Origin of the sequence: Paenibacillus sp. V4I9 (assembly GCF_030817295.1) — a bacterium.
GTDB lineage: Bacteria > Bacillota > Bacilli > Paenibacillales > NBRC-103111 > Paenibacillus_E.
This window is the reverse complement of the sequence record NZ_JAUSZE010000001.1, coordinates 6,207,076-6,231,094: the sequence shown is the minus strand read 5'-3', so window position 1 is coordinate 6,231,094 and position 24,019 is coordinate 6,207,076. Positions and strand designations below refer to the sequence as shown.

Genomic DNA, 24,019 nt, shown 5'->3' with positions numbered 1-24,019 from the left:
GCCTGACATGATAGATTAGGTAGTCAGTCCTATTTTACCATAAGCGCCCTATAGTTTGTAAACTTTAAGATCAGTCATCCATCATAAGAATTACATCAGGAGGCGAGTATGGCAATGAAGATTGCGGATTATTTACGAAAACCTAGAAAAAAAGCATCCTCCTACCGAAAAAGTCTGCTCATCGCAACGTTGGAGGGGTTTCCGGCCGTTATAATATTTCAGCTCCTTGGCGGTCCGTTTCTAACGGGTTATTTGCTTTATTTAGGAGCAACTTCAACCGAAATTGGTTTGGTGTTGGCCATTACAACTGTCGTCAATATCATTCAAATTGGGATGGCTGTGGTCATGCAAAAATTCAGAAACCGCAAACGGATGCTGCTTATATTTGCTTCCTCACACCGATTGCTTTGGACCTCAGTGGGCTTGATTCCTTTTTTATTTCCCAAAGATCTGTGGGTTGTCATGTATATTGTGCTTTATACGGCTGCTCATTTGGGAAATGCCGCGGGTGGAATCGTTTGGACCTCACTGATTAGTGATGCGGTGCCGGGTCCGGTTCGAGGACGATATTTTGGACTTCGCAACACGATATTAGGCGGGGTAAGTTCTCTAGCTCTTTTCATTGGCGGACAAATTTTGGATCGTTATCCAGGCGGGCAAGGATTTAACTATTTATTTATCATATGCAGCGTTTGTGTGGTCTTAAATATACTGGCCTTCGGTTTATATCCGAATCCACCCTTCGAGCCATCTACGGAAACGAATCCGGTAGGGATGATTGGGAAGCCGTTGAAGGATCGTGCTTTTCTTAAAGCGATTCTCTTTTTGGCTGTGTTTTTATTCGTGCAAGGGGTAACCGTGCCGCTTTTCTCTTATGTCATGCTCAAGCTGATGAAAATTAATTATGAAACAGTCTCGTTAATTACGGTCGTTCATACCATGGTCATGATGGCCAGTTACTATGTATGGGGCAATCTGAATGTGCGTTATACGGCTCAAACCTTGCTGCTATGGTCCTTACCGATCATTGCGCTTGCTTGTTTATTATGGGGAGCAATTGCTTTCATTCCAGCCATTGTTGTTCTGTATGCCGTTCATATCGTTCTTGGCATTGGGCTTGGTGGGTTTAATCAAATGGTGTTCACGTTTACGATTGGCGACACACCGAAGAGCGAACGTCCGATGTATATTGCCACATATTCGGCTTTCACCGGCTTTGCCGCTTTCTTGGGACCTATTTTTGGCGGAAAAGTATATGCCCTGATTACGGATGCCCCGATGTGGGTGCAAATATATGGTGTTTCTACGGTGGTTGGTGCTGTTTTACTTGTACTTGGACTGTTGGTTGGACGTATGGTGCTGGGAAAACAAATGAGGAGTGAAGCCTAGTGACGAAGAAAAGAATTGGATTAATTGGTCTAGGTGATATCGCACAAAAAGTGTATCTGCCTCTTTTATCGGTAAACGAACAAGTGGATATCGTAGGCATCATGAGCTCCACTCCGGCGACGGTAGAACGGATGAAGGCAAAGTATCGCATTCCTTATGGGACAACGAACTTAGATGAGCTTCTTGCACAAGGGCTGGATGCTGTTTTCGTACATAGTCCGACATCAACCCATTACGATTTGGCTATGAAAAGTATAGAGCAAGGTGTGGCTGTTTATGTAGATAAACCGTTGTCCTACGATTGGGCACAGTCCGCCGAGATGGCTTCTTATGCGGAGCGAAAAGGCGTTTTGCTGGCAGCGGGGTTTAACCGCAGGTTTGCTCCTCTTTATATGGAGGCTAAGCAATGGCTGCAGGAGGCAGGCGGCTTCGATTGGTGTTCAGCCGTTAAGCACCGCATCAAACAGCAAGGACATAGCGCCAAAGAGACGTTGTATGATGACCTGATTCACATGCTGGACCTTTTGCTGTGGCTTGGAGAGAGCCCGTATGAAGTGAGTACATACAACCAACAAGTCGATGAAGAAGGCAAACTGCTCCATGCTTCAGGGACGTTGACATTCGGTTCTTCTCTAGGCAATTACAGTATGGTTAGACTTGCAGGTGTTGATTTAGAAAAAGTTGAGCTGCACGGCAGCGGCCGATCGGTAGAAGTAACGAACCTAGAGTCAGCCGTTTTTTATGAAAAAGGCGCCGCCCCACGCGTTCGCTCTTTTGGGAGCTGGGACACGGTGCTTGAAAGAAGGGGCTTTGCTGGTGTTGTTCAGCATTTCCTGGACAGTTTGGACAATCCGAATGCATGCAGCATCCGTGGAGATCTTGTTCTAGAGTCACATCAATTAGTGGAACGCTTGTCCGAGTAAACAGGGTGCCAAACGAAGATTCAAGACATAAATTCGTTTAAAAAGATGTGGCGGAACGTCGATTCGTTATTTTATAATAAAGTATAAAATTCAGAGGGCAGGGTCCCGTTCTAAGTTCTAAGTGTGGCGGTTAGCTTGGAGGCTAAGCGCCCACCACTGATTTTGCGCACAAAAATTGTGCGCAAAGGCGGCAGATTCGTCGCCACCGGACGCTAGCGCACAAAAATTGTGCGCAAAGGCGGCAGATTCGTCGCCACCGGACGCTAGCGCACAAAAATTGTGCGCAAGGGCGGCAGATCTGTCGCCACCGGACGCTAGCGCACAAAAATTGTGCGCAAGGGCGGCAGATTCGTCGCCACCGGACGCTAGCGCACAAAAATTGTGCGCAAAGGCGGCAGATTCGTCGCCACCGGACGCTAGCGCACAAAGATTGTGCGCAAGGAGCGCTCAAGGTAGTCCTTCTTTCAAAAAGTTTTGCTTAACTTGAAGTAAATTATCCATTATCAGGTTGTGAAGCACACGCCGCTTGTCCGAAAGTTCATTTCTGGAGCAAGCGGCTATTTTAGGAAACCTACGCCAGAAATCAAATTTGGGGAACATGAGTGCGTTATTTCGGCAAAATGAACGATCCAGAGGCAAAAACAGTGAAATAACGCGTCTTGTTCCTCTTCCGCATGATTTCGGGGTTTTTCGTCCAAATAGGACATCGACGTTCCCCTAGGAAAATTTTGGTGCGCTAGCATGGTACAGAAAACGGTAAAGGGGCATCTCATCCAAAAGTGACTTTGGATGAGATACCCCTTTTTTACTATTTACTTCCCTAATTTTTGCTGCAGATATAAAATGGCATCCCGAAGCAGCTTGGCGGTATTACTATCCGTATACTTGCCATCTTTGATGACAGCATCAAAGATAGTCGGATCTTTAAGCTGACTTTGGTTTAGCAGTTTCTGAAGCTGAGTAACTTTGTTCTGAAAGCTGTTATAAGTGCTTTGATTTGGGAAATATCCTAAATTCCATAATAAACGGAGCAGATCGTCCAAATGATCGAGATCCATGATCACCTTCAATACAAAGGTACGTACGATCGTATTACCCGCGTTATCGGTTGCCGTTACTTCTATCGTATGCTGACCTAACCACAAGCTAAGCGGTTGGAGGTTAATGTTAGGGCTAACAACGGCACCGTCCAGTTTAACCAGAGATGTGGCCACTCCACTTAAAGCATCTGTGATACCAACATTCAGTACAATCGGATCCGTCCAAAATACAGTTAAAGGACCGGCAATGTTGATTTCAGGAGCTTGCGGATCGTAGCGTACCTCCGCAGAATGACTAGCTTCCTGATTGCCTGCCGCATCAACACTGTAATAGTGTATCGTGTTCACACCGTAGGTGCTTACCGTAACCGAGGTTCCGGCAGTGGCTGTTCCCCCATCTAGCATGTAAAAGGTCTGTTGTACACCGCTCAAAGTATCGTATGCCGCTAATGTGACAGTTTGCGGTGTTCGCTGCCACCCCTCTAATGATGTGTGCGTGGTGGAAGGAGCCGTTTTATCGATGCCAATAATCAAATCTTTGGGCACTTCTTCGTTATTCGCCACATCAATCGAGCGGTATTGGATTTGATGCACCCCTTCATCGGTGAAGGTGACCGGCTGAGCTGTGACAAGATGCCATGTTCCACCTTGAATTCGGTACTCCGTTTGTTTGATTCCAACGCCAACAGTCGGATGCACGGCTGTAAACGTAACATGCACATCTTGTTTGTTGAATGTGCCTGCCCCAGTTGCCCCATCCGCTGTCGCTGTTGTCACAGGAGGGGTGACATCTCGCTTCTTCACCTGGAAAGTCATCTCCTTGGTGTTGTTCGTGCGATCCATCTCAGTGAATCGTCCGATATCATTGATATTGACGCTTAACTGGTAGGTGGCTTCTCCATTAGGCACTTCCCAATACCCATTTTCACCGCCTGCGTTCGTATAAAGTGTTGCACTGCCGCCTACCGGGATGGATTGATTATACGTATCCGTATAGCCAAACGAGCCGCCGTTCAATCCAAACACGGCACCAGTTATTTTGCCGGCTGGGGTTGGGAGAATACCGACATTTTTCACCGTGACATAGAATCGAATTCCCGTTTGCCCGGCATACGGATCTGCTGGATCCGTTCCAAGATCTGTTACGATAAGATCGGGGCCTGGCGTTAAGGGTTGGCGTTCCAAACTCAAAAACTCGAATGATTGATGGATGATCCGGCCGTTTTTAGCGACAACTTTGATGATATGGTTTTCCATAGGGAGACCGGTCTTTTCGAAAACAACCTTCTTCGCGCCTTGTGTGTTCGCTGTTTTCAAATCCACAGTTGCTTGCAGGACATCATCGATATAAACATCTGCCTCGCCTAAAGTAGACTCAATATCGGAATACCAACGGATACCCGTACCCTTAAAGCCCATAGCTGTGTAATCGCCAGGCGATGTCGTTTCATGGAAATTTGCTCCATTGGCGCCGAGAGCGAAGGTAGGGGCGGAATAATACATATTCGTACTGGAATGAATGACATTCGTCCAAAGTGCTTGCGGTGTTTCATCCAAGATGCCTTCTTTCAGCTCGAACCAATCGAAGAAGGCGAACACATTATCGCTGCTCTTGACGATGGACAGGACAAGGTTGCTTATGTCCGCAGGCATCATGACGTTATATTCGACTGTTGTATAGACGTTTGGCTCCGTTCCCGGCAGATCAAGGGCCCGTATCAGCTGATTATCGATAACGAGATTCACCTTTTTGTTCGCGGCTGAACTATATTTAAGCTTAAGAATATAATTGGTATTTGCTTTTACAGGTGCCTTGAGCATATTCATCCGCCCTTGTGTAAAGTACATGCCGACGAATGTGCCATGATGGGTCACTCCTTCCAGTTCCGTTTGCTCTGCTTCAACATGCAAAGCTCCCGTAGACGTAGTGGTAAAAGGAGATACCGGTAATGATAAGGAAGAAATGGCTAAAGGGTCGCTCGGTACGGATTCGTTGCCCGAATCATCATAAGCGATCAGTGTATACAAGTGTGCGCTTTCCGGTCTAACATCTTGGTGTGAATAACGAGTTACGGCTTTCGGCAGCTTAGCGAGCAGTACGCCGTTATCATAGAGCTTATATCCGGCTACTTCGGCATTATCCGTAGAAGGCTGCCAAGTCAGCTTGATTTGTTTGTATGAAACGGCCCGTGCTTGCAGCGTAGGCTTGCTTGGTGCTGAATGTTCTAACGTGGTCAAAATGTATTGGACGGCTTCGCCCGGTTGAAGTGTCTCTGATAACTGCGCGCCCGAAGCAGCGTCAATGGTCGTAAAACTGCGTGCAGCCGCATACGTGCTGCCTGCGCCAAAGCGTTCTGCCGCATACTGGGCGTTATTAGGCAGCGTGACGTGGACGTTCATCGTGACCGGTGTCGTTTCAAAATTAACAAAATTGAGCAGAATTTTATTGGATTTTGCTCCGCTACTGCTCACACCAAGGCTTGACGTATCCACCGCGCGGAAATAAGCTTTTTTCCCGGCAAGCTCATTCTGATTTGTAAACACATAAGGGAGCGGTTTGCCATGCGTACTGTAGGCTAACGCTAAACGGCGGAAAACCTTCAAACGCGTTTCATCGGGATCGCTCGTGTTGATCCACGCTTCGGCATCGTCAGCGGATTTCATCTCGATGTCTTCTTTGAGCAAACTGTACTCTCGGAAGTAAGCCGCATGCTGCATGATGTAATCGAGATAGCCGATGGTACTGCGCGTTTCCCTATCAAAGATAGAGGCAAAACGATGCGTGAACGTATCGTAACGGTTATTGTCGGTATGAAAATCATTAGCTCCCGTTTCACTCATCATCATCGGCTTTGCCATTCCGTCACCCTGATACTCAGGGAAAGTCTTTAACGTCTCAACGACTGCGCCTCCCTCACCACTCGAAATCCCGCTTAAGGTATAGCTGTGACCGTTCGTCATATCGGTATAGTCTTCAATCTGTCTGCGGTAGGCAGGATCACGCTCCCAGCCATCGGGAATTCCTTTGGAGGGCCAGTAAGCCCAGCCTGGAGAAACCGCTTTCAACCAAGGGTTTAGCAAAGGCTTCTGCTCACTAACATACTTAGCAAGAGCCAAATCGGCGGCAAAGGCATTGTTGAACACGCCGGGTTCATTATCAAGCTCCAAGTATTCGAACAAATCCCCATTTTCCGCAATGAGATTGTTGTAGTACTCTTTAAGCTTCTCTGGGACGACTCCCGACGAAAGCTCAGGGTCCTTGATATAGGTTCCGAATGGCAGCAGCACCGGTGCCAAATTCAAATCGCGTAAAGCAGTCAGCCATTCCCGTGAGAATTGACTGGAACGAATGACGTTCCCGCTGTAGGCGAGTCCCAGCCACTTCGTTACTTCCATCGTTTGCAGATCGCGGTCTTTCAACACATGAGAGACAAGCGCTGTTCCAAGATGGGTATATCTCCCGTGAATCGGCTCCACAGCTGGAGCCCCTAATGCCTCAAGTTTGGCATAATCCCATTCAAACCAATGATATTCATCACCTTCAGTTCCAGCATACAAGCCTCGATCCAATGACAGCTTCAGTTCATTAGTTCCAACCTTCAGCATTTCCTTAGGAATATAAAGCTCATAGGTTTCTTTGAATTTCCGAGTCGTATTCCCGCCGTTCAAGCCGACGATTTGGATTAAACCGGCCATCGTATCATTTGAAAATACAGCTAGTTGCGGAACGGATACATACGCATCCAAGCTCCTGAAGCTGAATTGTACGCCATGCTCCGGGATCGCAGGCAAGTTGTAAGTAATAACCATAGAACCGTTGCGGCTAAGCTTCAGTCCTTTAGATACCGAACTCCAATCTGTGCGAGTGGCCCAGTCGGAAGGAAGGCTGAAGGACTCAATGGGTGTTGATTTATAATCGCTAAATTCAGTCGAAAGCTGATTATCAAGCCCGATTTTCCAAAGCATTGTATAAACCGGCGCAGGCTGTTCCACGGTAGTTAGCGTGTAAAAAGCGGTTGAATACAGAATCTTTCCGGCAGGCTGAGCTGACGTTTCTTTCAACCGAACCTGTATTTGTCCCGTCGTGTAATTGATATTGTCCAGTTGAAGCGGGTTCGTTGTTACGGTTTGCCACGTGTAACCGCGATCTGTGCTGTATTCATAGGCAGCCACATCCAAGAAACCGGGAATGGGTGTCCATCCGAATGTATTTGCTGTATCGTCCTGCACGGGGTTAGTTGGCGCATCAGGCAGCACATAAGGTGTCAGGTAAGTGCCAGGTATCACCTGTTGGGCTATTCCCGGCCCTTGCCAGGCGACAGCCAAATTGTCATTAGAGGTGTTTTCTTTGTGCAGCGCCTCGATGTAATATCTTTTCCCGCTGGATAGCGGAATGACCACAGATTTCTGAGTTGGGGATTTACCCCACTCTCTGGGCTTGGCGAAGACGGTATTAGATGCTATCTTCTCTTTGTGCGCAGGATCGCCATCCGGACTCAGCCATAACTCGGAGCTGTCATCCGCTGCAATCCAGAAGGTGTAGCCTCCGCTGACTGGCGGCGTTAGAAAACCATAAACGCGAGAACCATAGAGATCCCCCGTATTGTTCGGTGTCTCGAAGTTAGCGAGTAACCTCGAACCCGACGGAGGAGTCTTTAATGGAATCTGTTCTACTTTCCCACCAGGAACATTGTTCCAGTAGTCTTGGGTAATACCTGTTCCCGCAGCAAAAGCACGATACGCTGGAAAGAGCGGGAGCAGTGAGACAATGATTGCCGACAGAAGGATTGAAACAAGGAGTTTTGACTTGTGTAGGGATCTCATAATTACCTCCAGATGACTGAGATTATCAATAGGATTCCCTAATCCTATCCGGGGTCCACGTCATGTGTAGACGGCGCTCCGATCCATCTAATATTGGAGCGCCGCTCCTCCTTTGTTCTATTTCAACTCTTTCTGAGACTGTTCAGCGAATTTGTACAGATCATCGATACTAAAAGCCTTGGTCTTATTATTCTCATACCATTTGGTGTAATAATCGTCGACTTGTTTGCCGCCTGCTTTTTCCCATACATCCTTGGCATCCTTCACAGCTTGCTGTGCGGTATAGCCAGTGCCGCCTACCAAGGCTTTCAACCAAATGTCGCCTTTATCGATGTTGTTGGATTTACTTGTGCTTTTGACAATCGCTTGCAGATCATCAGGCAAGACCGGTAAGAAGTCATAGCCGAGCGAAGGAATAGGACGATCTTTATTAATATAGATTTCTTTGGATTTGAGATTGATATCGAGCAGTTCTTTCTGGGTTGGCACTTCTGGGCGCAAGTTCACCAGATACACTTCCGCACATTTGCCCAGCAGCAAATCAGATCTCATCATATTCAGATCGTCGGTGTACAGTTCCTTCTTATTTTTCTCAGTATCGATAGGCTGCAAACAGCCATTCGAGCCTTTTTGCGAATGTGTACCCTCAATACCGTTTTTTAGCAGGCTTGCATGTTGGGGATCCACCATCCAGTCAATATATTGCATAATTGCTTTCGGATCCTTCGCTTTGGCATTGACGACACCGACCATTTGCACGGGTGTGCTGATAATCGGGCTGAACTGCCCGAATTGGCTCTTCGGTAAAGCCATAGGAATGACCTTAGCCGTAGGGTTGTTCTTCTTCAAAGTTTCATAGTTCGAAATGGTAAACCATGCACTGTCGATCGCGAAAATCCCTAATTTTCCGTTCATGAAATCTTGGATGCCTTTTTGTCCGTTTTTATCCGTGAGAAAATCCTTATCGACTAATCCGTCGTCAAACAAACGCTTCTGGAATTCTACAGATGCCTGGAGGCGTTCCCAATCATGTACAAATGTACCGTTTTGCTCAGCCCAATCGATCGAACGTCCGAAGATGTGGCTGATCACGGAGAAGCCGACGCCGCTCAGGTTGATACCGAACGTATCTTTTTTACCGTTGCCGTCCGGATCCTGGTTCACGAATGCTTTGGCTACGTTATACAATTCTTCGGTCGTCGTCGGAACAGGGAGGTTCAGCTTCTGGAGCCAGTCCTCACGGATTAAGAGACGATGATGCGGGGCCACGACATTCAAACGCCCGATTTCATACAACTTGCCGTCTTCCTTCGTACCAATCTTGCGCAGCAGCGGATATTTCTCCAGGATTTGCTTGTAGTTTGTGCTGTATTTGTCAATCATCTCATCGACCGGCATCAGCAGCTTCTGCGAATACCAGCTGTTCCTGTAGTTGGCATCATACTCCAGAATCAAATCCGGTGCGCTTCCAGAGGCAAGCAAGGCATTAAATTTCGGGAACGATTCCCAGCGGGGAACGGGTGTGTATTTAACATCGACAGGACCGTTCTTGTTGATCCACTCCACCCAACGGTTTTTATCCCAGTTGCCTTCTTCTGGAGGAATATTGCCCCGATCATAGACGGAAACGTTAATCGCTCCTCTTTTAGCAGGTTCGGCTGCTGGGGTCGCATTCGGACTTGACGAAGCCCCTGGATCGTTGACTTTAGCTGTGGAGCAGCCTGCCAATACTGCGATTAAAGCTAGTGTGGACAGTAGAGCTTTTCGATGACCCCTGCGTAACATAGACATGGATGTACCCCCCTTAGATAATTCGTTTCCTAAAACAGCTCAAGTTAATTTGTGTTGCCCTTCGTGTTATCCTTTAATCGCGCCGATCATGACCCCTTTAACAAAATACTTCTGCAAAAATGGATAAACAATCAGCATAGGCACAATGAGTACGATCACGCCGGCCGCTTTGATGGATTCTGGTGTCATTTGCTGCAAATCATCCGGTCTTACGGAATTAAGCTCTTGAAGAATCGATTGGCTGGCGACCATCTGTTGAATCATAACCGCCAAATTCATTCGTGTGCTGTCATTGATAAACATAAGTACGTGTAAGAATGAATTCCAATATCCGACGCCATAGAATAAAGTCAACGTAGCCAAGACTGGCATGGATAAAGGGAGAATAATCTGGGTGAGAAGTCTCCATTCTCCACAGCCATCCATGCGTGCTGCCTCTTCAAGCTCTTCCGGCACATTCATAAAGAAGGTCCGAAGCACAAGCATATTGAACGCGCTGATCAGTCCCGGCATCCATATGGCACCGTAAGTATCTAGTAAGCCGAGACTTTTCACGATCAGGAACAGAGGAATTAACGGTGTTCCGAACAGCATGGTAAATACGATAGCCAGTGTAAAAAAGCGACGGGCATAGAAATATTTCTTGGCTAACGGATAAGCCGCCATGATTGTAAACCACATGCTTAGTACAACGCCTACAACGGTAATTACGACACTATTACCAAAGGCTTTGACCAAATTCGTGCCAACATATAAGGCTTTGTACGCTTCTACAGTCCAGCCTTGCGGCCACAGGGTTACATGCCCTGATACAATCGCCTGATAGCTGCTCAGAGATAAAGATACGATATGCATCAAAGGAAGAACGCAGCTTAGAGCTGCAAGGCCAAGGAACATATAATTGATCGTGTAAAAGATTTTCTCATCCCATGTTGGTTTCATGATGGGGAGGCTCCTTTCTTACCACAGTCCTTGATCGAATTTACGGGCAAGTTGATTCGCAAGGACGACGAAGAAGAAGCCGACCAGAGATTCAAACAACCCGACCGCCGTCGTTAAACTGAACTGTCCTCCCTGGACACCCACGATAAAGATATAGGTGCTGATGACATTCGAGACATCCGAAACGGCTGCATTTTGGAGCGTGTACACATGGTCAAACCCGACTTCCATGACATTACCCATACTCAGAATCAGCATGAGAATAATCGTGCTGCGAATGCCGGGCAGCGTGACATGCCAGATCTGCTTCCATTTAGATGCACCATCGATGCTGGCCGCTTCATACAGATGCGTATCGATCGAGGTAAGAGCAGCCAGATAAATAATCGCTCCCCATCCGGCTTCCTTCCAAATCCCAGATCCGAGGAAGATAGCAATCCAGCTATGCTCCTGATACAAGAAGGCAGTGGTGTGACCCGTCCATAGCTCCAACAGCTTGTTAACAATACCGGATTGCTGAGAGAATATCGTAACGATAATGCCTCCGACAATGACCCATGAGAAGAAGTGAGGAATATAGATTAGCGTCTGCACAATCCTTTTGAAACGCATGGCGCGAACTTCATTCAGTAGGATGGCAATGATAATCGGAAATGGAAATCCAGCGACAATGCTTAATAAGCTCAATGTGACGGTGTTGCGGATGATGGTCAGCGTCTGGGGTTGGGTGAAAAGGGCCTTGAAATACTTTAGGCCAACCCATGGGCTTCCCCATATGCCATCCATCAAGTTATAGTTTTTGAAGGCAATTATATTTCCTAATATTGGAAAATATCTAAAGATAATAAAGTAAGCGATAACCGGTACAAACATAATCAACAGCGGCATATTTTGCTTGAAACGACGACGGGGCTGCAGCGACTTGGCGGCATGGCGGGTAAATCTTCGTGTAGTAATCATAGGGGCTGATTGAATGTTGTCTAGCGGTGTATGTGGCATCGTGTGTCACCTCCTTTAGCGTAAAAATCGAACCATCTTTTGCACCCTTGCCGTCGATGGAATCAATGTACCTCAGAGGTGCAAACATTCTCAATATACATGAATTAGCGAATAAACTCTTTTGAAACCCCTTGCTGTACAAGGCTTTAGTGGATTTGATGCAGAGGTGAATAAACAACAATTAACGATATACTTTTCTTGAAAAATGGCATGATTACTCTTGCTTCCGATAATCGCCGGGCGTGACGCCCGTATACTTCTTGAAGGCGCGTATAAACGAAATAGCATGCGTGTATCCAACCTTGCCACCGATGTCCTGGACGGAGTCACGGCTGCTCTGGAGCAGCTTTTTCGCTTGTTCCATCCGGATCTTAACGAGATAATCAACGAATTTTTCGCCAAACTCCTCTTTGAATGCGCGGCTGACATGCGAGGCATGAAGCTGAAACTGCTCGCTTAGCGAGGTAAGCGACAACTCCGGATCTGCATAATGGGTCTCCACGTAGGTGCGAATCTGGTTCATGACGGCATGTGTGCTTCTGTCTTCACGAATACCAGCCATCCGCTGCGATACTTCTTCTAACTTGTGAAACCACTCTGCATATAATTCTTCGATCGTATCGAACTGTTCAATGACGTCGTTCAGCTGGGGCAGCGTGATTTGCCATAACTCCCCTGCAGCTCGGCTGAGAGCTCCATCATCTCCCGGTGTAAATGATAAACTAAATAATTCATGAGATTGCGGATCTCATCGTATGAAAATAACCCGACTTTTAATTCAGTGAAAATTTGCTCCAAGGCCGGCTTCCATCCCTTGTCCCCCAAGCGAAACGACTGAGCCAGTGATTTGACCAGAGGCAAGTGCTTATACATTTCCTTCTCTGCGGACGCTTCAGATTCCCAATGATACAAGACTCGATTCGTTCCTAAAGTCGATTTAAAGCGAAGAACATGGATGGCCGCTTCGTAGGAATGTACTAGCTCTTGAACTTGTCCAACCACATGTCCGACACCAAGCGTAATGCGGAAATGCAGATGCTGCTCGACCCATGAGCGAACATTTTCGCACAGATTGGCTGCGAGCTTCTCGCTGTTTTTGACATTCTCATCGGCAAATATCACAACACTAAGCCTGTGTGTAGCCGTCCATTCCGCCCATACAGTGAGGCCAAGCGGTTCAGCAGTTTCATAAACAACACGGCTTAGTACAAATTTCAGCAGTTCTTGATCCTTTTGAGAGAACATTCGGCATACTTCCATATACTTATCCATCTCGATGACCGCCGCAGCAAGCTGACCGAAGCTAGAAGGCAATTGCAGCCGATTCATCTCGGATTTCCAGTCTTCATAATCGACCGCCCGGCTGCCTTCCAGCCATTCTTTGAAAAAGTGCCGCCGTCGGAATACAATATCTTCCTCATGCTGCTTCTCATAGCGGCTGGATAACTCCATGAGATTGCCTATGGCTCGATCAATATACTGGAATTCGTCTTGTTTCTTGCCCTCGACTCCCATTGATTTTAGTTCGGAATAAGCATGGATACGGGACATAATCAACTTAATCGGCCGATAATTTCGATGTGTCACATAGGTTATCCAGACCCCGCCAAGGACAACCATAACTAGTCCCAATCCGATCCATACATAAGAGAATACAGAGGTGAAGGTAAATAAATAGTCATCGTTGAGACCGCTGCGGTATTCCCAGTTTGTATAATTGGAATGGATTCGAGTAAGCTCGGACCCTCTTTTCCTAGATCCTACTGCTCCATCTGCATTTCCGGATGCCATCAGCTGTTTGCCTTCGGGATCGTATACTTCGATAAAGCTGATCTTTGAATTGGACATGTCACCGACCATTCTTCCAATAGAATCCATGCTGATATTGACAACGACGATGCCTTTTTGCCCGGATAACAGAGGAATCTTTCGAACTAAAGAAATGACAACTTTACGTTGATCCATTTCAGCAAATTCTTTAAAGATCCGCTGATTCGTCAGCTGATATTGAGAAGGGCTCTTCATCATCTCTTCTATGAACACTTCATCGCCGAAACGGTCTGCCGTTATCATCGTGTTTGGACTAATGACCATTTGATCAGAAACCCGGTAAAAATAAACCGAATCAATAAACTTGTTGTAATTCATCATCCCCCGAATCAACTCGGTGACTTCATAAGCGGAGTAATAGGGATTTCCCTCAAACTTGTTGTCAAAAAACTGGTCAATCCGATTGTTTGTTTGCAGTTCCTTGATCACATATTCGTCAATCGTTTTCAAGGCATAGTCAACCGACTGCATGATATGTAAGGCATACGTTTTATTTGCATTTTCAGCTTCTTTTTTGGACAGTTGGCTGATCGAAAGAATAATAAGCACAATAAGCACGGAAGTGATCATGAAAAATACAGGCAAATAGGAAAACAAAAGCCGATAAAACCATGGTTTGGTCATAAAAACGCTCCTCTAACTAATCCATATGCAATGAAATAACAGTTCTGCCGCGTTCGTGTTGCGACCGTTCACTGTCGTACGTTATATGCAAAATATTCAGGGATCATGCTTGTATAAGTGAATATGCTCGATACTGGCATTTCTATATATTTCACCTTACAGGCACTATCCCTTTGGTTCAGGATAAGCTTGGTGAGGGGAGTTAGTCGTAATTGAGAGTTTCTATGAGCACTATCCCCTTGGTTCATGTTCGAGGAAGTTTTGGAGGTAATTTTGTAGACTGCTCAGAAACATGTTTCAGAAAGGACTGAATGGGAACGAAAGGAGAAGAAAAAGCTAATTGAAATCAATTGAATCATAAACTGGATAAAAATGGAACCCCCCACCAAAACCATTCCAGAAAGATATGATCCTGCCCCACCCCCGGCAATGAACTATATACATTAATAATAAAGCACTGCGAAACCTTTTTCTCTTTCTTTCTGGGTAAAGGGATAGTGCAAATAGGAGAATAAATAAAAACCCGCCAGTTCAGCTGAAACAGCTTGAATGGCGGGTATGTGTATCTTGGTTATTTATCCGCAAGTACAGTTCAGGACAGGCTTGCGGGCAGCAAGCGCTTCGTCCATACGGCTGACGACGGTGGTATAAGGAGCGTTTTTGACGAGATCCGGGTTTTCTTCGACTTCTTTGGAGATGGCGATCATGGAGTCAATGAATTCGTCCAAGGTTTGTTTGCTTTCGGTTTCTGTTGGCTCGATCATGATGCATTCTTCAACGCTGAGCGGGAAGTAGATCGTTGGCGGGTGGTAGCCGAAATCGAGTAATCTTTTGGCAATGTCGAGTGTACGTACACCGAGCTTCTTCTGGCGGTTGCCAGAAAGCACGAATTCGTGCTTACAGAAGCGGGGGTGAGGCACATCAAAGTATGGTGTCAGTCTAGCAAGCATATAGTTTGCATTTAAGACGGCATACTCGGATACTTTACGTAAGCCTTCTGGACCGAGTGTACGAATATAGGTGTACGCGCGGACGAGGATGCCGAAGTTGCCGTAGAAGCCTTTGACGCGGCCGATCGTTTGCGGGTAGTTATAGTCGAAATAAAAGCTGCCGTCTTCGCGCTTCGCGACGAGTGGAGTCGGTAAGAAAGGGATCAGCTTTTCTTTGACGCCAACGGGGCCTGCTCCAGGTCCGCCTCCGCCGTGCGGGGTGCTCATGGTTTTGTGCAGATTGAGATGAACGACGTCGAAGCCCATGTCGCCGGGGCGAGTGATGCCCATAATGGCGTTAGCGTTAGCGCCGTCATAATAGAGCAGTCCGCCTGCGGCATGTACGATCTCAGCGATTTCGACGATTTGTTCTTCGAACAAGCCGAGTGTATTCGGATTCGTTAGCATTAACGCTGCGGTATCGGGACCAACGGCTTTGCGAAGCTCATCGAGATTCACGAGGCCGCGCTCGTTGGATTTGATGGTTATGGTTTCGAAACCGGCAACCGTCGCGCTGGCAGGGTTAGTGCCGTGAGCGGAGTCGGGACAGATGACTTTGGTCCGCTTCTCGCCGCGGCTCTCGTGGTAGGAACGGATCATCATCAGTCCGGTCCATTCGCCATGAGCGCCAGCCGCAGGCTGTAGGGTTACGCGGTCCATGCCGGTGATGGCTTCAAGGTCATTTTGGAGATTGTAGAGCAGCTCCATCGCGCCTTGCAGCGATTCTTCCGGTTGGTACGGATGTATTTTGGCGAAGCCAGGGAAGCGGGCTACGTCTTCGTTGATTTTTGGGTTGTATTTCATCGTACACGAACCGAGCGGATAGAAGCCGTTGTCGATACCAAAGTTGCGGCGCGAAAGCGCCGTATAGTGACGGATGACGTCTACTTCATACACTTCTGGCAGGTCGGGTTCGTCCTGACGCCCAAACTTGGCTGGCAGGAGATCGATCAAATTGACTTCTGGCACATCTGATTCAGGCAGTGAATAGGCGACACGACCAGGGTGGCTCATTTCAAAGATGAGCGCTTTGCCGTCTGATTTCACGTTCACGTTGTTTTCGCTCATACGAGTTCCTCCAGTGCAGCTGCGAAGGCATCGATATCTTCGCGCGTTCTTTGCTCAGTGACGGCAATAAGCATATGGCCGGCGAGCTCGGGGTAGTCGCGGCCGAGGTCGTAGCCGCCGATGATGTTCTTCTGCAGGAGCTTACTGTTCAGCTCCTGCACGTTCGTGCCGTCAGGTAGCTTGACGGCAAATTCATTGAAGAAGCTGCCTGCGAATGGCAGCGAGAATTGAGTAGACGCGGCTAGACGGTTCGCCGCGTAGTGGGCTTTTTGGACGTTGAGCTTGCCAACGTCCTGGATGCCCTGCTTGCCCATCGTGGACAAGTACACGGATGCGCAAAGCGCGAGAAGCGCTTGGTTGGAGCAAATGTTCGACGTGGCTTTCTCACGTCGAATGTGCTGCTCCCGCGCTTGGAGCGTAAGGACGAAACCGCGTTTGCCATCGCGGTCAACGGTTTGGCCCACGATGCGCCCAGGCATGCGGCGCATCCAGCTTTCAGCGACGGCGAAGTAGCCGCACGTCGGCCCGCCCAGCGCAGCTGGGATGCCGAGCGGCTGGCAGTCGCCGACGACGATGTCAGCGCCGAGCTTGCCCGGCGCCTCGAGCAGCCCGAGCGTGAGCGGATTCGCGCTCACGACGAGCAGTGCGCCCGCGCCGTGCGCGAGGGGCTCTGCGGCCCCGATATCCTCCAAGCAGCCGAAGAAATTCGGCGATTGGAGGATGACGGCAGCCGCGTCATCGCTGAGCTTGGAAGTGAGGTCCTCGAAGTCGGTCACGCCCTCTGGCGTGAGATCGATCTCGACCACTTCCAAGTTCAGCCCGCGGGCGGTCGTGCGCAAGATAGCGCGCGCTTCCGGGTGCACCGCGCGCGAGACGAGCAGACGGTTGCGCTTCGTTGCTCCGCTAGCCAGGGCGCCGGCTTCAGCCAGCGCCGTTGCGCCATCGTACATCGAGGCGTTCGCTACGGCCATGCCGGTGAGCTCACAGATGTACGACTGAAACTCGAAAATCGCCTGCAGTTCGCCTTGGCTGATTTCCGGTTGATAGGGCGTATACGCTGTATAGAACTCTGAGCGCGAGATGACATGATTGATCACCACCGGAAGGTGATGATCGTAGATGCCAGCGCCGAGGAAGCTGGCATACTGGTCAAAGTCGGCGTTACGACCCGCCAGACCGCGCATATAGCGCAGCAGTCCTTGCTCATCCAGCGCCTTCGATACGTTCAGTTCGCCTTGAAAGCGAACCTTCTGCGGTATATCTTGAAACATCTCCTCCATGGATAAGATGCCGATGGTCTCCAGCATTTCTTTCTGATCCTGCTCCGTAATGGGCAAATAGCGGTGCTTCATGATGGCGGCTTGCTCCTCTCTTGTGACGAATGGCTTACGGTTTTCTTTTGTAAAAAGGGGTGGCAACGACTTTAGCTTTGACCTGCGCCCCTCTAATTTCCACATTCAATTCCGTACCCACCGTACTGTAAGCGGAATCGATTAAAGCCAAGCCCACATTCGTTTTGAAAGTAGGAGATTGTGTCCCCGTGGTGACTTCCCCGATCTGTTGACCATCCTTATTGAAAACGGCATAATGCGGGCGCGGAATGCCGCGTTCGACCATTTCGATGCCAACGAGCTTGCGAGGTGTACCGTTTGCCTTTTGCTCAGCGATCACGTCACGACCTATGAAATCTCCCTTATCCAGCTTCACAAAAAACGAAAGTCCAGCCTCAAGCGGTGTAATATCTTTGGAGAGCTCTTGGCCGTAAAGGGGGAGACGAGCTTCGAAACGGAGCGTATCGCGAGCGCCTAAGCCAACTGGTACAAGACTGAGATTTTGATCGGCACTCAGCAACAGGTTCCAGAGCTTTATCGCATCGTCCTTGTCAACATACAGCTCAAATCCATCTTCCCCCGTGTAGCCTGTGCGCGAAACGAGTGCCTGAATTCCCGAAACTTCCACATCTTGAAGGAAGCGGAATGATTTTAAGGATTGAATCGGTGCGTCTGTAACTTTAGCAAGGATCTGTTCCGCATGAGGACCTTGGAGGGCTAGCATGGCCGTTTCGTCAGAAACATTGGTCAATTCAACGCTTCCTGTGAGGTTCTGCTGCATCCATTCCACATCTTTATCGATATTCGATGCATTGATAACCAGCATGTAGTTATTATCCCCAAGCTTGTAAACGAGTAGATCGTCTACAACGCCACCAGTGGGATAACACATAAGGCTATATTGGCATTGACCTGCTTCCAGCTTGGACACATCATTCGTTGTTATTTTTTGCAGAAAAGGGAGGGCGTCCTCTCCGCTTACTCGGACTTCCCCCATATGGGACACATCAAAAAGCCCGGCCTGCTGCCTGACAGCGTCGTGCTCTTTTTGAATACCGGCGAACTGCACCGGCAACTCCCAGCCTCCAAAGTCAATGACTCGCGCTCCATGCTCCGCATAAATCGGGAAGAGCGGTGTTCGTTTTAGCATGCTCGTAACCTCACCTTCGATTGTTGACATTGCTATTTTGCCCGAAATATAAGCCAGAAAATGCAAAAAAGAGCAAAAAGTATGCAACACAAACATACCTTTTGCCCTGTCCTTTTTACCTGAGAGTTACCTCGATGGACTTTGGGGTCCGCCAAGTTTCCCCTTGGGTGTTCGTTTACCCGTTGATTGCGGTAACGAAGCTCTCCAGAGTTGCGTCCGATACAGGTCCTTTTGCCTGAGAGATTCACCACTTTGGGCTTACTCCTTCGGCGCCGCGAGCTTTCCCTGCGGTCTCTCCCTATACCATCATTCGCCAATATTCAATTTGTTTTATAGTATTATTATGTGCCTTAATTGGTGTGAATTGTCAACTGCAACTTTTGAATAGTGAGACTTGCCGTCTTAGTTCAGCTGTGTTGGTAAAATTTACTGAGACCACCTTGACTTTGATGTTCCCATTAGATTAAGCTAAAAGCAAAATTTGCTGGTAAGCGAGGCGTTAAACGATGAGTGAAGTACAAGCCAATTTGTTATACACCAAAGAGCATGAGTGGGTAGAGAAGCTGTCGGATACTGTGGTTCGCATAGGCATTACTGATTTTGCCCAAGATCAATTGGGGGATATTGTGTTTGTGGAGCTTCCTAAAGTCGGAACATCCGTTACCGCGAATGAAAGCATTGGCAGTGTGGAATCAGTTAAAACGGTTTCGGATATTTTTTCGCCTGTTTCGGGCAAAGTAACTGCAATCAATAGTTCATTGGAAGGTTCACCTGAGTTGGTGAACAGTGCACCATTCAGTGAGGGTTGGATGGTTGAAGTCGAAGTTACAGGTGCTGAAGCGTTGGAAGGCTTACTTACGCCAGCAGAATATGCATCTTACATCGGTAACGACTAATAAAGAAAGACTTTGGTCCAGCCAAAAATCCCGAATAAGGAGAGACTTTGGTTCCAACCAAAGGTCCCTAATAAGGAGAGACTTTGGTCCCAACCAAAGGTCCCTATATATGGATGGAGGTTTTCTCATGTTATTTGGGCAAAAGCCGCAGGAGCAGAATGACCGTGTTCCCCCTGGCCAAACGCTGACACAAGGCTGGCCTGTGCTTCATTACGGGTCAGTGCCTTATTATAATGATATGAGCAAATGGAATCTGCGTGTCTTTGGCTTGGTTGAGGAAGAGTTCCAGATTTCGTACAAAGACTTCATGGCTCTTCCGCGCAAAGAGTTCGCAAACGACATTCACTGCGTAACCACGTGGTCCAAGCTGGACAATGTGTGGGAAGGCATCGCTGTTTCTGAACTAATGAGCAAAGTGAAGCTGAAGCCGGAAGCCACGCATGTCATGCTGCACGCTGAGCATGGCTGGACGACGAATCTTCCGCTCGAGGACTTCCTCCGTGAGACGTCTTTTCTGGGCATCAGGCACAATGGCGAACTGCTGACGCCTGACCACGGGGCTCCGGTTCGCATGGTTGTGCCGCATCTTTACTTCTGGAAAAGCGCAAAGTGGTTGCGCGGCATCGAGTTTATGCCGAAGGATAAGCCGGGCTTTTGGGAGCGAAATGGTTACCATATGTATGGTGACCCCTTCAAGGAGCAGAGATACGATTTCGATTAAAAACTTAATAGCTATAGGCATGTTGATGTTGCAACATGCCTATTTGTTTTTTCTCAACCAACGGGCAATTCAGTTCAATGATATCAGTGTAAACTCATAAAAATTTAATATTAGAACCGTTGAAAGTTACCTAGCACTTTTCTCTGTTTCCCTTAATAGGATGTTGTGAAATCACATCATCATAAGGAGGCATGCAGCGGATGCAGAAGAAAAAGGCTACAATAATGAAAAAAACAACACAATTAGCACAGAGGCACGTTCATGAATTTGAAGGTAGTACGAAACTGGCTGAAGAAGGCGATGATCGACATAATCATCGCTTTGCTGGTGTTACAGGGCAAGCGATTCGGGTAGGAACAAGTCATGTCCACGAAATTGATCTTACGAAAACGGATTTCATAAATCATTTTCATAATCTGAAAAGGATTAGAACGGGACCGGCAATTTCAGTCGGAAATGGCAAACACGTACATTTTGTTACAGGCCAAACCACCTTAAATGATGGTCATGTTCACCGTTTTAATTTTGCGACATTGATTCAAGCACCTCTTGTTTAAGGAACAAATGCTTAAGAGCAAAGATAAGATTTTGATTAATATCTAAAAGGTTCGAGGCAGGTTGCTATTGCAACTTGCCTATTTGTGGCGCAGCACTATGTTGAAGCATATAAAATGGGGAACCAACTCAAGTTGGCTCTCCATTTTTGCGTCAATAGCTGATTTTTTAATTGCGATTATCAACTTCCCACCGATCGTATTACTTTATCTTTCACGCTATCCATACAATACGCGATTGCTTAAGCAATTCGTTTATATGACCGTAAAGCGGTAGTGGCCTCACTCCCGAAATGAAAGATTGCAAAATAAATTCCAGTAAGTTAATATAAGATTAGTAATTGATCAATCACTAATGAATGTAACTTAAAGGTGGAATGAATGATGACCAAGAATTCTCCAACCTCAGTCAATCGACGAGTAGATATTGTATCCGCGGCAATCGAAGTATTTGCTGAAATTGGTTATTACCGTGCAACGACAGCAAAAGTTGCGGAACGCGCACAAATTTCTCAGCCTTATGTGTTCCGGTTTTTTTCAACGAAAGAAGCACTGCTGCAAGAAGCACTCGAAGTGTCTTGGACACGAATTCTTGAGGCTTTTCGCACGGTTATCGAGACCGTTAGTCCTGATAAGCTAGAGAAAGAACTGGTAGAAGCTTATATTCATATTATGAAATCTTACCAAAATGAAACACTGCTGCAAATGCAAGCTCAAACGATTAAAGAGGATATGATCGTACAGGTTATGCAGAAGGGATATCGGGATGTTCAGCAGGTGGTGCTAGAAGCTTTTAAGCGGGCAGGTTTCGAGAAACCTCATGATAGAACCATGATTTTTCTTGCTAGAGGGATGTTGTGCAATATTTCAATGGCGCTGTCTTTACCAGAATTAATGCTTATGGATGAATAAGCTGATTCTGGCTTATTTTAAAGTAAGTGATCAATCGATCTCTTGTTGACGAAAAATGAAGTGCAAACTGGCAACAGTAGGCACTTCATTTTATGTTTCTATTACGGTAGGCCAGGGACTGTAAGGGTAGCCGAACGATAGCCTACATCAGATTCTCCGTACATGACCTTGAAAATTACGTTTACACTCTGTGATGTTGCACCCAAAGTAATGATCCCGGAGTTTGAAATTTTCAAAATATCATTGCTGCTCTCAATAGAAACTGTATAACCTGCTGGTACGACTGGCAGAGTCAACAGCGTCTGTCCTATAGACGAATTAGTAATGACCATTGTAGCTGCAATGTACTGCGCAGAACGCTCAAGCGTGAAGTCGCGGAAAGCAGGTGAGCTGTTATCAACCAAAGGCGGATAAATTTGAGTGCTGTAGTCACTGGATCTATAAGCGGACAGTGTATGCGAACCCGCGTTTAAATTTTTAAAATGGTAGAATCCATTTATATCGGCTGTTGTGGTTCCGAAAGTAGCTCCGCTTAATGTTACTGTTGCTCCGAATACCGGTGCATGATTCTCACCTTTTACAAATCCGAAAATGTCTCCGTAATTAACCTGCTTCACATTCGTCCATGTCAGTGAATGATTGGTCGGAACATCCGCTTGTATAAACACGTCAGCGTCGCTGATGATCGTGACCGGACGTGATGGAATTACAAGCGATTGAGACGATAAACCAAGGATGGATTTATAGATATAGATTGTACTGACTGTAGAATCTATTAGTGCTGCATTAAGCCTTTCCACGTTTCCTGTCTCTGTCTGTCCAGAACCGCCAATAAAGGCAACTTGGTTATTCGGCTCATCCATTTTATCTGAAATAAGGAATGAGTATGAAGAATACGAGCGTTTAACAGGTCCGGAATAGCCGCCGAGATTAACGTTAAATTGATTGACATTTGCGCCAACCGCATACGCCAATTCTGAATCGGAGGACACGGGGGCAGTGCTTAAAGTCAGGAAAGAACGATTCGTTACATGCGCTGAGGCTGTATCCATTAAATAGTTGAGGGTGGCATCCAAATAACCCGGTTTACTCATCTTCCAAGAGAAATACATGTCCTGTATCGCATTGGTAAATATAAACATTCCATCCGTTCCAGAGGTGACAGTAGTTCTCAGCCCGTTGCTCATCTCCATCGTAATCTCAGCCCCTGATAGAGGATTATAGCGAGAATCCGTTATAATCCCTGAAACCGTTACAAACTGCACACCCATTACATCCGTTACTTGATTTATTCCTTCTTTAACGTTGACGACAAAACCGCCCATTCCATAGGAGGAAGTCGTAAAAAAGCTGCGGGTTCCAACCGGAACGTTCGGAAATACAAATCGTCCTTGACTGTCCGTCACTGTTGGAGGCAGCACCTCAGAGGCAGCGCCGCCCGTGTTGATTTTAACGGAAACACCTGCTAACGGAACCATGTTAGCGGCGTATACGGTTCCTGTCACAGTGCCCGTAGGTAAGGTGACTTGAATCGGCTGTGATAAGTTTGTCACCTCTCCCGATAAAATAGTAAATGGTGTTGAGTCTGACTCATATACGGCCGCGGTAACCGTGTTACCGGTGGATGCTTCCATATCGGAAATGGTGAAGCGGCCATGTTCATTAGTTAATGCTGCTTTAGTAGACTCTTTTAAATTCACAGCAACGAGGTTCATCGGTTCGCCGATTTGGTCAACAACAAGCCCCGTAACCGTACCTGTGGATACATAATTCGGAATACTTACAGGAGATATTTGTCTAACCATCGTCTTGACATCCAAGCTATTGCTCACTCCGTCATCATTTATGTCAGTAACTCCATAAGTGTTGATGTACGTAACGATGTCATCTAGATGAATTCCGTTGCCGTCAGAGTCAAAGGGTACTGCAGCTTGGACGGCCGAGCTCCATAATACGCCTAACAAAGTTAAGCTAATGAGACTTAATTTTAACTTTTTCAATTCTTCACATCCTTACCAAAAATAAATAGGTACGAT

General features: G+C 47.1%; 16 protein-coding genes and 2 riboswitches. Of the genes, 6 read left to right on the top strand and 10 right to left on the bottom strand.

The features are described 5' to 3' along the window. Positions 1-108: 108 nt before the first annotated feature. Together QFZ81_RS28705 and QFZ81_RS28700 are read left to right on the top strand one after the other, a co-directional pair. On the top strand, positions 109-1,389 hold the full coding sequence (locus tag QFZ81_RS28705) for an MFS transporter (protein WP_307439066.1): 1,281 nt from the start codon (positions 109-111) through the stop codon (positions 1,387-1,389). Next, positions 1,389-2,312 (top strand): Gfo/Idh/MocA family protein, encoded by a 924-nt coding sequence (locus QFZ81_RS28700; protein WP_307439067.1) that lies wholly within the window; start codon positions 1,389-1,391, stop codon positions 2,310-2,312. The genes QFZ81_RS28705 and QFZ81_RS28700 overlap by 1 nt, the downstream gene beginning before the upstream one ends. Positions 2,313-3,124: 812 nt before the next feature. Here the strand turns inward: QFZ81_RS28700 and QFZ81_RS28695 are convergent. The 9 genes from QFZ81_RS28695 to gcvT form a co-directional block, all read right to left on the bottom strand. Next, the gene (locus QFZ81_RS28695) at positions 3,125-8,176 is read right to left on the bottom strand and encodes an OmpL47-type beta-barrel domain-containing protein (protein WP_307605561.1); all 5,052 of its coding nucleotides are present in this window, start codon (positions 8,174-8,176) and stop codon (positions 3,125-3,127) included. A gap of 117 nt (positions 8,177-8,293) precedes the next feature. Continuing rightward, complete coding sequence (locus QFZ81_RS28690) at positions 8,294-9,967, bottom strand: extracellular solute-binding protein (RefSeq protein ID WP_307439071.1); 1,674 nt, start codon at positions 9,965-9,967, stop codon at positions 8,294-8,296. Between the two features lie 66 nt (positions 9,968-10,033). Then, positions 10,034-10,909: a carbohydrate ABC transporter permease gene (locus tag QFZ81_RS28685; RefSeq protein ID WP_307439073.1), complete on the bottom strand. Its 876-nt coding sequence runs from the start codon at positions 10,907-10,909 to the stop codon at positions 10,034-10,036. Positions 10,910-10,927: 18 nt separating this feature from the next. Continuing rightward, complete coding sequence (locus tag QFZ81_RS28680) at positions 10,928-11,869, bottom strand: ABC transporter permease (protein ID WP_307449387.1); 942 nt, start codon at positions 11,867-11,869, stop codon at positions 10,928-10,930. Positions 11,870-12,122: 253 nt separating this feature from the next. After that, a complete protein-coding gene (locus QFZ81_RS28675; protein WP_307605560.1) occupies positions 12,123-12,470 on the bottom strand; it encodes a helix-turn-helix transcriptional regulator in 348 nt (115 codons plus the stop codon). A gap of 80 nt (positions 12,471-12,550) precedes the next feature. Further along, positions 12,551-14,362 carry a hypothetical protein gene (locus QFZ81_RS28670; RefSeq protein WP_307605559.1) on the bottom strand — a complete coding sequence of 604 codons (1,812 nt, stop codon included), beginning with the start codon at positions 14,360-14,362 and terminating at the stop codon, positions 12,551-12,553. 575 nt (positions 14,363-14,937) lie between these two features. Continuing rightward, positions 14,938-16,419, bottom strand: a complete 1,482-nt coding sequence (gene gcvPB / locus QFZ81_RS28665) for an aminomethyl-transferring glycine dehydrogenase subunit GcvPB (RefSeq protein WP_307439075.1) — start codon at positions 16,417-16,419, stop codon at positions 14,938-14,940. Further along, a complete protein-coding gene (gcvPA, locus tag QFZ81_RS28660) occupies positions 16,416-17,771 on the bottom strand; it encodes an aminomethyl-transferring glycine dehydrogenase subunit GcvPA (RefSeq protein ID WP_307605558.1) in 1,356 nt (451 codons plus the stop codon). The genes gcvPB and gcvPA overlap by 4 nt, the downstream gene beginning before the upstream one ends. Positions 17,772-17,805: 34 nt before the next feature. Then, a complete protein-coding gene (gcvT, locus tag QFZ81_RS28655; RefSeq protein ID WP_307439079.1) occupies positions 17,806-18,900 on the bottom strand; it encodes a glycine cleavage system aminomethyltransferase GcvT in 1,095 nt (364 codons plus the stop codon). Between the two features lie 104 nt (positions 18,901-19,004). Then, positions 19,005-19,110: riboswitch (glycine riboswitch) on the bottom strand. 3 nt (positions 19,111-19,113) lie between these two features. Beyond that, a riboswitch (glycine riboswitch) is annotated at positions 19,114-19,210 on the bottom strand. A gap of 196 nt (positions 19,211-19,406) precedes the next feature. Between gcvT and gcvH the strand changes: the two genes are divergently transcribed. The 4 genes from gcvH to QFZ81_RS28635 all read left to right on the top strand — a co-directional run bounded on the left by gcvH (position 19,407) and on the right by QFZ81_RS28635 (position 21,983). Next, positions 19,407-19,796 (top strand): glycine cleavage system protein GcvH, encoded by a 390-nt coding sequence (gcvH, locus tag QFZ81_RS28650; RefSeq protein WP_307439081.1) that lies wholly within the window; start codon positions 19,407-19,409, stop codon positions 19,794-19,796. A 127-nt stretch (positions 19,797-19,923) separates the two neighbouring features. Beyond that, positions 19,924-20,517 carry a sulfite oxidase-like oxidoreductase gene (locus tag QFZ81_RS28645; RefSeq protein ID WP_307439083.1) on the top strand — a complete coding sequence of 198 codons (594 nt, stop codon included), beginning with the start codon at positions 19,924-19,926 and terminating at the stop codon, positions 20,515-20,517. A gap of 200 nt (positions 20,518-20,717) precedes the next feature. After that, the gene (locus QFZ81_RS28640; protein ID WP_307439085.1) at positions 20,718-21,074 is read left to right on the top strand and encodes a YmaF family protein; all 357 of its coding nucleotides are present in this window, start codon (positions 20,718-20,720) and stop codon (positions 21,072-21,074) included. Between the two features lie 381 nt (positions 21,075-21,455). Continuing rightward, a complete protein-coding gene (locus QFZ81_RS28635; RefSeq protein WP_307607068.1) occupies positions 21,456-21,983 on the top strand; it encodes a TetR/AcrR family transcriptional regulator in 528 nt (175 codons plus the stop codon). Positions 21,984-22,084: 101 nt separating this feature from the next. Here QFZ81_RS28635 and QFZ81_RS28630 read toward each other — a convergent pair whose 3' ends face one another. Continuing rightward, positions 22,085-23,983, bottom strand: coding sequence for a carboxypeptidase regulatory-like domain-containing protein (locus QFZ81_RS28630; RefSeq protein ID WP_307605557.1), 1,899 nt, complete (start codon positions 23,981-23,983; stop codon positions 22,085-22,087). Positions 23,984-24,019: the final 36 nt, after the last annotated feature.

Coding starts and splice junctions, on each gene's coding strand:
- QFZ81_RS28705 (WP_307439066.1), top strand. CDS start 109: ATGGCAATGAAGATTGCGGATTATTTACGAAAACCTAGAAAAAAAGCA.
- QFZ81_RS28695 (WP_307605561.1), bottom strand. CDS start 8,176: ATGAGATCCCTACACAAGTCAAAACTCCTTGTTTCAATCCTTCTGTCG.
- QFZ81_RS28690 (WP_307439071.1), bottom strand. CDS start 9,967: ATGTCTATGTTACGCAGGGGTCATCGAAAAGCTCTACTGTCCACACTA.
- QFZ81_RS28685 (WP_307439073.1), bottom strand. CDS start 10,909: ATGAAACCAACATGGGATGAGAAAATCTTTTACACGATCAATTATATG.
- QFZ81_RS28680 (WP_307449387.1), bottom strand. CDS start 11,869: ATGATTACTACACGAAGATTTACCCGCCATGCCGCCAAGTCGCTGCAG.
- QFZ81_RS28675 (WP_307605560.1), bottom strand. CDS start 12,470: ATGGCTGGTATTCGTGAAGACAGAAGCACACATGCCGTCATGAACCAG.
- QFZ81_RS28670 (WP_307605559.1), bottom strand. CDS start 14,362: ATGACCAAACCATGGTTTTATCGGCTTTTGTTTTCCTATTTGCCTGTA.
- gcvPB (WP_307439075.1), bottom strand. CDS start 16,419: ATGAGCGAAAACAACGTGAACGTGAAATCAGACGGCAAAGCGCTCATC.
- gcvPA (WP_307605558.1), bottom strand. CDS start 17,771: ATGAAGCACCGCTATTTGCCCATTACGGAGCAGGATCAGAAAGAAATG.
- gcvT (WP_307439079.1), bottom strand. CDS start 18,900: ATGCTAAAACGAACACCGCTCTTCCCGATTTATGCGGAGCATGGAGCG.
- gcvH (WP_307439081.1), top strand. CDS start 19,407: ATGAGTGAAGTACAAGCCAATTTGTTATACACCAAAGAGCATGAGTGG.
- QFZ81_RS28645 (WP_307439083.1), top strand. CDS start 19,924: ATGTTATTTGGGCAAAAGCCGCAGGAGCAGAATGACCGTGTTCCCCCT.
- QFZ81_RS28640 (WP_307439085.1), top strand. CDS start 20,718: ATGCAGAAGAAAAAGGCTACAATAATGAAAAAAACAACACAATTAGCA.
- QFZ81_RS28635 (WP_307607068.1), top strand. CDS start 21,456: ATGACCAAGAATTCTCCAACCTCAGTCAATCGACGAGTAGATATTGTA.